At 71.7% G+C, this 10048-nt stretch carries 10 protein-coding genes; 8 read left to right on the top strand and 2 right to left on the bottom strand.

Annotation, left to right across the window (positions count from 1 at the left end):
- The first annotated feature begins 119 nt into the window (after positions 1–119).
- The 8 genes from IF19_RS0133915 to IF19_RS0133885 all read left to right on the top strand — a co-directional run bounded on the left by IF19_RS0133915 (position 120) and on the right by IF19_RS0133885 (position 7336).
- Positions 120–764 carry an HAD family hydrolase gene (locus tag IF19_RS0133915; RefSeq protein WP_030118595.1) on the top strand — a complete coding sequence of 215 codons (645 nt, stop codon included), beginning with the start codon at positions 120–122 and terminating at the stop codon, positions 762–764.
- A gap of 256 nt (positions 765–1020) precedes the next feature.
- The gene (locus IF19_RS0133910) at positions 1021–2223 is read left to right on the top strand and encodes an MFS transporter (protein ID WP_030118596.1); all 1203 of its coding nucleotides are present in this window, start codon (positions 1021–1023) and stop codon (positions 2221–2223) included.
- On the top strand, positions 2192–3361 hold the full coding sequence (locus tag IF19_RS0133905) for an acetoin utilization protein AcuC (protein ID WP_030118597.1): 1170 nt from the start codon (positions 2192–2194) through the stop codon (positions 3359–3361). The genes IF19_RS0133910 and IF19_RS0133905 overlap by 32 nt, the downstream gene beginning before the upstream one ends.
- Positions 3362–3553: 192 nt before the next feature.
- Positions 3554–4369, top strand: a complete 816-nt coding sequence (locus IF19_RS0133900) for a phosphatase (RefSeq protein ID WP_030118598.1) — start codon at positions 3554–3556, stop codon at positions 4367–4369.
- A gap of 128 nt (positions 4370–4497) precedes the next feature.
- Positions 4498–4710: a helix-turn-helix domain-containing protein gene (locus IF19_RS0133895; protein ID WP_030118599.1), complete on the top strand. Its 213-nt coding sequence runs from the start codon at positions 4498–4500 to the stop codon at positions 4708–4710.
- Between the two features lie 110 nt (positions 4711–4820).
- Positions 4821–4919, top strand: a complete 99-nt coding sequence (locus tag IF19_RS1000000136740; protein ID WP_003948845.1) for a 30S ribosomal protein bS22 — start codon at positions 4821–4823, stop codon at positions 4917–4919.
- A 224-nt stretch (positions 4920–5143) separates the two neighbouring features.
- Positions 5144–6232, top strand: coding sequence for an NAD-dependent epimerase/dehydratase family protein (locus IF19_RS0133890; protein WP_030278107.1), 1089 nt, complete (start codon positions 5144–5146; stop codon positions 6230–6232).
- Positions 6233–6247: 15 nt separating this feature from the next.
- Positions 6248–7336 carry a lysophospholipid acyltransferase family protein gene (locus IF19_RS0133885; RefSeq protein ID WP_030118601.1) on the top strand — a complete coding sequence of 363 codons (1089 nt, stop codon included), beginning with the start codon at positions 6248–6250 and terminating at the stop codon, positions 7334–7336.
- A gap of 88 nt (positions 7337–7424) precedes the next feature.
- On the opposite strand, the gene IF19_RS0133880 is transcribed toward IF19_RS0133885, so the two are convergent.
- Together IF19_RS0133880 and IF19_RS0133875 are read right to left on the bottom strand one after the other, a co-directional pair.
- Positions 7425–8639 (bottom strand): DUF5667 domain-containing protein, encoded by a 1215-nt coding sequence (locus IF19_RS0133880; protein ID WP_030118602.1) that lies wholly within the window; start codon positions 8637–8639, stop codon positions 7425–7427.
- Positions 8640–8850: 211 nt separating this feature from the next.
- A complete protein-coding gene (locus tag IF19_RS0133875) occupies positions 8851–9630 on the bottom strand; it encodes an ECF subfamily RNA polymerase sigma factor, BldN family (RefSeq protein ID WP_030118603.1) in 780 nt (259 codons plus the stop codon).
- Positions 9631–10048: the final 418 nt, after the last annotated feature.

Here is a 10048-nt window from a genome sequence, read left to right as displayed (position 1 = left end):
GATGGTACTGCAGGGGGGACCCTGTGGGAGAGTAGGACGCCGCCGAACAATTTTTCCGGGAAAGCCCCGTGCCTTGTGGCACGGGGCTTTTCTGCGTTCTGAGCGTCTAGGGTCGGACCATGCGCTACGAACTGGTCATCTTCGACAACGACGGTGTGCTCGTCGACAGCGAGCCTCTCGCCAACACCGTTCTCTCCGGCTACCTGACCGAACTCGGTCACCCCACCTCGTACGAGGAATCCCTGCGCGACTACATGGGGTCCGCCGTGCACCGCGTGCACGACCTCGTCGCGGAGCGGACCGGGCAGAAGCTGCCCGAGGACTTCGAGACCACACTCAACTCCCGTACGTTCGCCGCCTTCGAGCAGGAGTTGGTGGCGGTGGACGGGGTCGAGGAGTTCCTCGGGAAGCTCGTCGCGGACGGGGTCGACTACTGCGTCGCCTCCTCCGGGAGCCACGAGCGGATCCGGGTCGGGCACCGCAGGACCGGGATCGACCAGTGGTTCGAGGAGGAGTGGATCTTCAGCTCCGAGGACGTCGGGCGCGGCAAGCCGGCTCCGGACCTGTTCCTGTACGCCGCCGAGCGCATGGGCGTCGCGCCCGAGCGGTGCGTCGTGATCGAGGACAGCCCGCTCGGCGTCGAGGCGGCGCGGGCGGCCGGCATGGACGTGTACGGGTTCACGTCGATGATGCCCGCCGACCGGCTCACGGGCGTCACCGGGCACTTCTCGGACATGTCCCAGCTGCCCGGACTCCTCGCCTGAGGCCATGGGCAGACGGCCCTGAGGCCATGGGCAGACGGCCCTGAGGCCATGGGCAGACGGCCCTGAGGCCATGGGCAGACGGCCCTGAGGCCACGGGCAGACGGCCCTGAGGCCACGGGCAGACGGTCCCGAGGCCACGGGGAGGCGGTCGAAGAGGCGGAGGCGGCCGGGCGGGGCCGCCGGTCGCGCGCACGTGGTGAAACTGCTCCCGTGATCCATCTACCCATGGGTAGTGGCTGGCCTTACGCTCGCCGCCATGACTGATGCGGGCTTGCGGTACGGCAGGGCCTCCCTGGGGCTGAGCTTTGGCGTTCAAGGCGTGGCCTTCGCCCTTCTGGTGACGCGTATCCCCGCCATCCAGGACCAGTACGGGATATCCGACGGACTGCTGCCCGTCTTCCTCGCAGCCGTCCCGATACTGGCGGGCGCCGGCAGCGTGGCCACCGAGAAGGTGGTCGCCCGCGTCCGGCCGAGCGTGGTCCTGCGGTGGGCCCAGCCCCTCGTGCTGCTCGCCCTGCTCGGGGTGGGCGCCGGGCGGGAGATGTGGCACGCCGCCGTCGCCCTCGGGGTGTTCGGGCTCTCCGTCGGGGCGCTGGACGCCTCCATGAACATGCTGGGGGTCAGCCTTCAGCGGGCGTACGGGCGGAGCATCATGCTCGGGTTCCACGCCGCGTACAGTCTCGGCGGTATCGCGGGGGCCTCGCTGGCGTGGGTCGGGGCGCGGTACGACATGTCGCTGCTCGCGTCCTACCTGCCCGTCGTCGCCGTGCTGCTGCCCGCCGCGCTGATCGGCAGCCGGTGGTACACGGAGGGCAACAGCCCGCAGGAGGCGGGAGCGGGGGAGGCGGGCGCCGGCGGCGGGCTCTCGTTCAAGCTGCTGCTGCCGCTCTGCCTGGTCATGAGCTTCGCGTACATCGGGGACTCGACCGTCTCCAACTGGAGCGCCAAGTACCTCCAGGACGTGCTCGGCAGCTCGGAGCAGCTCGCGACCGTTCCGTACAACGTCTACATGGTGACGACCCTGCTGGGGCGGACCGTCGGCGACCTCGGGGTGCGGCGGTTCGGGGCGGTGGCCGTGGTGCGGGGCGGGAGCCTGCTGGCGGCCGGCGGGTTCGTGGTCGTGGCGGTGGCGCCGGGCGCCTGGGTGGGGATGCTCGGGTTCACGATGCTCGGCTTCGGGCTCTGTGTGATCGTGCCGCAGACCTTCGCCGCCGCCGGGCGGATGTTCCCGGGGAACAGCGACGCCGCGGTGGCCCGGCTGAACATCTTCAACTATGTCGGTTTCCTGGTGGGTTCACCGCTGGTGGGCGCTCTGGGGGATGCGTGGAGCTATCGGGGGGCCATGCTCGTCCCCATGGTCCTGGTGCTGGCGACGCTCGTGTACGCCCGCTCGTTCGGCGCGGAGCCCGCCCGATACGGTGGCGGGCATGAGCGGCCGCGCACAGCTGATGTGGGATGACGCAGTTACGGGATACGACTTCGGGGAGACCCACCCCATGGACCCGGTCCGGCTGGCCCTGACGATGGGGCTGGTGCGGGCGTTCGGGCTCGACGCGGCGGTGGATCTGCGGTCGGCGAAGGCCGCCGGGGACTCCACCCTGCGGCTCGTGCACCGCGAGGACTACGTGGCCGCGGTGCGGGCCGCCTCCGCGAATCCGCGGGCGGCGGACCAGGGGTACGGGCTCGGGACCGTGGACGATCCGGCGTTCGCCGGGATGCACGAGGCGTCCGCGCTGATCGCCGGCCTCTCGGTCGGGGCCGCCGAGGCCGTGTGGCGCGGGGAGACCGAGCACGCGGTGAACTTCACCGGGGGGCTGCACCACGCCATGCCCGGGGCGGCCGCCGGGTTCTGCGTCTACAACGACCCCGCCCTCGCCATCGCCCGGCTGCTGGAGCTGGGCGCCGAGCGGGTCGCGTACGTGGATGTGGACGTCCACCACGGGGACGGGGTGCAGGCCGCGTTCTGGGAGGACCCGCGCGTCCTGACGATCTCGCTGCACGAGCACCCGCGGACGCTCTTCCCGCAGACCGGGTGGCCGGAGGAGACCGGGGCCGGGGACGGCGAGGGCGCGGCGGTCAACGTGGCCCTGCCGGCCGGGACCGGGGACGCGGGGTGGCTGCGGGCCTTCCACGCGGTGGTGCCCGAGCTGCTGGCCGACTTCCGCCCCCAGGTTCTCGTCACCCAGCACGGGGCCGACACCCACTTCGAGGACCCGCTCGCCCATCTCGCGGTCTCCCTGGACGCGCAGCGGGCGGTGATGGAGTCCTGCCACCGGCTGGCCCACGACCACGCGGACGGGCGCTGGGTGGCGCTCGGCGGCGGCGGTTACGCGGTCGTGGACGTCGTTCCCCGGTCGTGGACGCACCTGGTGGGCATCGCCGCGCACGCGCCCGTCGACCCGGAGTCGGTGGTGCCGTCCTCGTGGCGTGATCTCGTGTACGCCCGGACGCGGCAGCTCGGCCCCGGCCGGATGACGGACGGGCGGACGCCCCACTGGCAGGAGTGGGAGGACGGGTACGATCCGGCGGACCGGCTGGACCAGGCGATCCTGGCGGCGCGCAAGGCGTCGTTCCCGCTGCGGGGGCTGCTGACCTGAGCCCGGGGCTCCGCGGTGGCCGGCTCCCGGGGCTCCGGAGCTGCCGGGCTCCAGGGGGCCAAAGCTCCCGGCCTTCCGGGCTCCGTGGTGGCCGGCTCCGGGCGGCGGGCATTGTGCCCTGCGTTAGCCCAACGGTGGGGCGTACCGGGATTTCCGCCCGTACGGTGTGCGCGGTACGGCAGCATCCCTGAGGTGTTGAGCACCGGGGCGCTGCGCGCCCATCTGCTGGCGGCCCGGTTGGCCGGGCCCGTGGCCACTACGCGCGAGGACAATCTGCGCAGCTATCGGCTGTTCGCGGCCCGGGACCCCCGGGTGACGCTGGGGCTCGCGCCCGAGCGGGCCTGGGGCGAGGGCGAGCTGTTACGGCTGATGGCGGACCGGTGCGGGGTCTCGGCCGACCCGGCGCACGTCTCCGGGGGCGACGCGATCGACCCGGCGCGTACGGTGGCGGCGCTGGAGGCGTTCGCGGAGCGGCTGGCGGAGGTGGCCCGGCGGCGGGCGCCGGTGCTGCTGGGGACCGGTCACCCGCACCGGCTGCTCGGTTTCTACGCCGGGCTGGCAGACGCTCTGTCGGCGGCGGGCTGCCCCGTCCTCACCCCCGCGCAGGGGCGATGTATCGACATAACGACGCGGTTTGGCGTACGTACGTACACGATCGACTACGTACGGGGGGTCGCGCTGGTACGTGAACCAGGGGGGCGGCCCACGGGTGGTGAGACGGGCGCGCACACGCACTCGCCGCTTCCGGTGCGGCTCGCGCTCCAGGAGGCGGCCGAGCGGCTCGGGGTGCTGCCGGAGCTGGTGGTCGGGGACCACGGGTGGGTCTGCGGCGCAGGTCAGCTCGGTATCGAGACGATCGGGCCGGCGGACACGGACGATCCGGCGCTGTTCGTGGGGGAGGCCGAGGGGCGGGTGTCGGTCGCCGTTCCGCTCGACGACGGTGTGCAGGCCCCGTTTTACCGGCCGTTGACGCGCTACGTGCTCCAGCGGGCCCGGCTGTCCCGGTAGTCCGCGGACCGACCCTCCTCTTCCCCACTCGCATCACCCGCCCCTAATCTGGGGAGTGAGCGCACAACGACGAAGAGTCACCGGAGGGGAAGCCGGTGCGCGTCCGGTGCGGAAGGTACAGGTGGGTCATGGCTGCTGACAGCGAGAGGCCTCTCAACGAGGTCAAGTTTCTGACCGTGGCGGAAGTCGCCTCGGTCATGCGGGTGTCGAAGATGACCGTGTACCGCTTGGTGCACAGCGGTCATCTGCCGGCGATCCGGGTGGGCAGGTCCTTCCGGGTGCCGGAGCAAGCGGTTCACACGTATCTCCGCGACTCCTTCGTGGGGGTGGAATCGGCCTGAGCCCACCTGCGGATTACGTCCCTCGGACGGGGGCGGGTAGGCTAGGCCGACGTAGGTCGTGTGGGCCCAGACGCCCCGCACCAGTGAAGAAGAAGTGAGCGAGGGTAGTCGTGGGCTCTGTTATCAAGAAGCGGCGTAAGCGGATGGCCAAGAAGAAGCACCGCAAGCTGCTCAAGCGCACGCGCGTTCAGCGTCGCAACAAGAAGTAAGCGCACGCGTTTCGCGTGATCGTCAGCCCCTCCACCGGTTCGGTGGAGGGGCTGACGCGTGTTCCGGGGCTCCCGCGTCGGTGGGTCTTTCCGGCAAGCGCGGGTCAAGGCCGCCCCCGGAGACGTCACAGGGCGGCGTCCACCCGCTACGGTGACGACCAGGAGTTACCGAGGGAAGCAGGGGAGCCGCCGCAGGCTCCCCGGGCCGACGGAAGGCGCTGGTCTTGGGGAAGGTCGTCCTCGTCACAGGAGTGGCCCGGCAGCTGGGGGGCCGCTTCGTGCGGCGCGTCCAGCGCGATCCGGGGGTGGACCGGGTGATCGCGGTCGACGCGGTCGCGCCCGAGCACGACCTGGGTGACGCGCGGTTCGTCCGGGCGGACATCCGGCAGTCCGCCCTCGCGCGCATCCTGGCCGAGCACGCGGTCGACACGGTGGTGCACCTGGACGTCTCCGGCAAGGCGCTCGGCGCCGGCGGCCGGACGACGGTCAAGGAGACCAACGTCATCGGCACCATGCAGCTGCTCGGCGCCTGCCAGAAGTCCCCGTCCGTGCGGCGGCTCGTCGTGAAGTCGAGCACGAGCGTGTACGGGTCGGCCTCCCGCGACCCCGCCGTGTTCACCGAGACCACCCCGCCCAAGTCGCTGCCCAGCGGGGGTTTCGCCAAGGACGCGGTGGAGGTCGAGGGGTACGTGCGGGGCTTCGCCCGGCGGCGGCCGGACGTGGCGGTGTGCGTGCTGCGGTTCGCCAACATCCTGGGGCCCCGGCCGGACTCGCCGCTCGCCGACTATCTGGCGCTCCCCGTCCTGCCGACCGTCTTCGGCTACGACCCCCGGCTCCAGTTCGTGCACGAGGACGACGTGGTCGACGTCCTCAGGATCGCGGCGGGTGAGCCGAGGCGGGGGACGCTGAACAGCGGCACGTTCAACATCGCCGGCGACGGGGTGCTGCTGCTGTCGCAGTGCTCGCGGCGGCTGGGGAAGCCGACCGTGCCGGTGCCGCTGCCCGCTGTCACGTGGGTCGGCTCGGCGCTCCGTACGATCGGCATGACCGATTTCTCGCCGGAACAGATCCGGCTGCTCACCCATGGCAGGGTGGTCTCGACGGTGCAGATGCGCGAGACCCTCGGTTTCCGGCCGGAGTTCACCACGGCGGAGACGTTTGCGGAGTACGCGCGGAGCCACGGGCCCGGACTGCTGCCGCCTCAGGCGGTGGGCAGGGCGGTGGACCGGCTGGCGGAGCTGCCGCTGCCGGGAGGCGCCGGACCGCGGGAGCGCGGGGCCGGTGCGGTAGAGACGACTGACGGCGCCAGGTAGAGGAGCGCACCGACGATGGCGGACGCCAAGGTCATTCCGTTCGACGACGACCGTTCGCGGTCCGGTGGCGCGTCGCGTCCGGCACGGCGCCGGACCGGGGCGGGCGGCGGCAGCGGCGGGCGGGGCGACGGCCCCGCCGCGCCGGTGAGCGCCCTGCCGGGGGCGCAGGCCCCCGGGGCGGCCGGCCCCCCGCCGCCGGAGGCCGGGGGCGCGGAGTACGGGCCCGAGGAGCCGGGGCGGGCGGCTTCCGGCCCGGCGTCGGACGGCGGCTGGGAGCGGCGGATCGCGGGTGGTCTGGCGTTCCTGCGGCGGCGGGTGACCGGTGAGTACGAGGTCGACGAGTTCGGGTACGACAAGGAGCTCACCGAGCAGGTCCTGATGTCGGCGCTGCGGCCGTTGGCGGAGAAGTACTTCCGGGTCGAGGTGAAGGGCGTCGAGAACATCCCGTCGGAGGGCGGGGCGCTCATCGTGGCCAACCACTCGGGGACGCTGCCGCTGGACGGGCTGATGCTCCAGGTCGCGGTGCACGACAACCACCCGGCCGACCGGCATCTGCGGCTGCTCGCCGCCGATCTGGTCTTCCAGCTCCCGGTCGTCAACGAGCTGGCGCGCAAGGCCGGTCACACGCTGGCCTGTGCGGAGGACGCGCAGCGGCTGCTGGAGACGGGCGAGATCGTCGGGGTGATGCCGGAGGGGTTCAAGGGCATCGGGAAGCCGTTCGGCGAGCGGTACAAGCTCCAGCGGTTCGGGCGCGGCGGGTTCGTCTCGACGGCGCTGCGGGCGGGGGCGCCGATCGTGCCGTGCTCGATCGTGGGCGCGGAGGAGATCTACCCGATGATCGGGAACGCGAAGACGCTGGCCCGGCTGCTGGGCTTCCCGTACTTCCCGATCACGCCGACGTTCCCGTGGCTGGGGCCGCTGGGCGCGGTGCCGCTGCCGACGAAATGGACGATCCAGTTCGGGGAGCCGATCCCGACGGACGGGTATCCGCAGGAGGCGGCGGAGGATCCGATGCTGATGTTCAACCTGACGGACCAGGTGCGGGAGCAGATCCAGCACACGCTGTACAAGCTGCTGGTGCAGCGGCGTTCGGTGTTCTTCTGAGCCGTGCGGGGTCGGATGGGCCTCGTCGCACGAGAAGGGGCCGGTACGCGGATCGCGTACCGGCCCCTCTTCGTCGGGTGCGGTGGCTCTACGGCTTGAGGTTCTGGCCGTCGATGCCGAGGCCCGGGAGGAGGCCGGGGAGGAGCGGCGGCAGGGTGACGTCGGGTGCGGCGGGCGCGCTGGGCTTGCTCTCGGGGGAGGGCTTGGTGAGGCCGTCCGTGGGGAGGTCGTCGAGCAGGCCGTCCGTGCCGCCGCCGAGCAGGCCGTCGTCCGGGGTGGTGTCGGAGGAGTCCGACGAGCCGGAGGGCTCGGGGGCCGCGTCGCCGTCCGTGCGGTCTCCGGGCTTCTCGGGGGAGGCCGGGGATGCGGGGGCGTCGGACCGGGAGGAGCCGTTGTCCGGGGTGGTGGTGGGGTCGGGCCGCTCGGAGTTCTTGTTCTCCCCGGGGGGACGGGGGAGGAGCGACTGGAGCGGTTCGACCTCGTCCTCCATGGCCTCGAAGACCGAGCTGACCTGGTCGCGGACGTCGGTGAGCTGGACGGGCAGCCGGTCGCGGAGGCTGCTCCAGGTGTCGCGGTGCGAGCGGGAGAAGGTGTCCAGGGCCTGGATCGGGCCGATCGCCCCGTCGCGCTGGTAGGCGGCGCGGAGGAGGCGGTGGCCTTCGGAGGCGTCGTGGGACATGCCGTTGAGCGCGCGTCTGACCGCGCCGAGGGATTCGTGGTCCAGGGGGCCGGAGCGGCCGCGTTCCATGAGTCTGCGGGCCTCGCTGAGCCGGGTCGACGCGTGGTCGAGGTATGCCTCGCCGCGCTCGGTGTCGCCCTTGGTCATGCCGAGGCTGATGTCCTCCATCCCGCGCTTGAGCCCGTACAGCGAATCACCGGGGAGGGCGTCGGAGCTGGCCGCGGCCACCCCGCCGAACGCTCCCGCGGCGACGCCGACGGTGAGGCCGCCGGCGGTGAGGCCCTTGGCCCAGCGGGACCGGGGACGCAACTTCCGCAGTGGTGAGGCCCGGTGGGCTCCCTTGCCCCGCTGCACAGGCACCGTAGGGCCCGTGGACGCGCCGCCCTCGGCGAACATGGTCTCCATGGCCGCGACGAGCTGCGCTCGCTGTACGGCTTTGACCTCGGGGTCCAACTGCGGCTTCGGTAGCTCACCGAGGCCGTTCGCCAGGGCCAACAGCGGTCCGCGGTCGGCCTGGTCGGCCGGATCGTCGGGCTGTACGGCCGCCGCACCCTGGGGGGTCTGCTCCTCCAGGGCCTGGGCGAAGGCGTTCGCCCGCCGGTGTGCCGAAACGTTTGCGATCACTGGCGGCACCTCCTCTCGTCATGACGGTCGACTCCCCTGACGGTTCGGATGGTTGCCCACCTTGAGCGTTTCCACTCGATGGAGTGAGTGGAAGCGGACAGGGGGCGACGGCAGGGGGCCTGCAACCGGCACAACGACGTGCGCGGCACTTGGGTTACGCACGAAAGATGATCGGACCAGTGCGTCACGGGACGGTCACGCACCGGTCCGGTCAGCGGGCGTCGTCGGGCAGGAGTCGGGCGAGTGTTCGGACGGCGCGGTACTGCAGGGTCTTGATCGCGCCCTCGTTCTTGCCCATCACCCGGGCGGTCTCGGCGACCGAGAGGCCCTGGAGGAACCGCAGGGTGACGCACTCCTGCTGCTGGGGGTTGAGTCGCCGCACGGCCTGGAGCAGCGCGGCGTTGGAGAGGGACTCCAGGACCGAGTCCTCGGGGCTGCGCGCCACCTCGTTGGCGTCGAGCATTTCGCCGGTGGTCACTTCCAGCCGGAATCGACTGGATTTGAAGTGGTCGGCGACCAGGTTGCGAGCGATCGTGACCAGCCAGGCGCCGAAGTCGCGGCCCTGCCAGGTGAACGTGGAGATACGGCGCAGCGCGCGGAGGAAGGTCTCGCTGGTGAGATCCTCCGCGGTCGCCTTGCCGCCCACGCGGTAGTAGATGTACCGGTACACGGTGTCGCTGTACTGGTCGTACAGGCGGCCGAAGGCGTCGGCCTCGCCGGCCTGCGCGCGCTCGACGAGGTCCATCATGCGCGCGCTGTCGCTGTCGGCCGTGGGACGGCGGACGGTCGACGTGGCGGTCGAGGCGGCGCGGGTGCCGCGTCTTCCGACTGCAGCACTGCGTTCGGCCATGGCGTAGCAGGGGCCGGCAGGTGCAGGGGTGGCAAAGGCGGGGACGGCGTACGCGGTGGGGACGAAGCCGCGCAAGCGGTCGATGACCGATGCACGCAGCGTAGCCAGGCCCGAGGCGTCAACCCCGACGTGTGGGTACACGGGACTCCCAGAGGCAGAGCTTCCATCACGAGCAGTTCGAAAAACATCACTCCTGGTGGCGAGTGACGGTCTCCGTGATGCGTCTGAGGAGAATAACGCTTCGTGCTGACGACGCTACACCCAGTTGTCTAAATCACCGGTTCCGTCGCTTCTCTTATCGCTAAGTGACGCATCAAGTAGCAATTGGTGACCGTTTATTGATCGGATTACTTCGTGATCTGTCTACGGGGGCGACGGGTTGTGGCCGGGCGTCGGCGATCGGGCTGGCCGGGCGGGGCGTCGGCGGCGAAGGCGAAACCACTTTCGACCGGCCGAGCGCGTCCGGGCGTGGCTGCGCCCCGTGACCGGACGGGGCCGGCGGCACGGGGCGCGGAGGGGGCGGTGCGGGGGCGTCGGGGGCGCGGGGAAGGTACGCGGA

The organism is Streptomyces californicus, from assembly GCF_000717645.1.
Classification (GTDB): domain Bacteria; phylum Actinomycetota; class Actinomycetes; order Streptomycetales; family Streptomycetaceae; genus Streptomyces; species Streptomyces californicus.
Note: the sequence above shows the minus strand (reverse complement) of the source record. Positions and strands in the feature narration are given on the sequence as shown.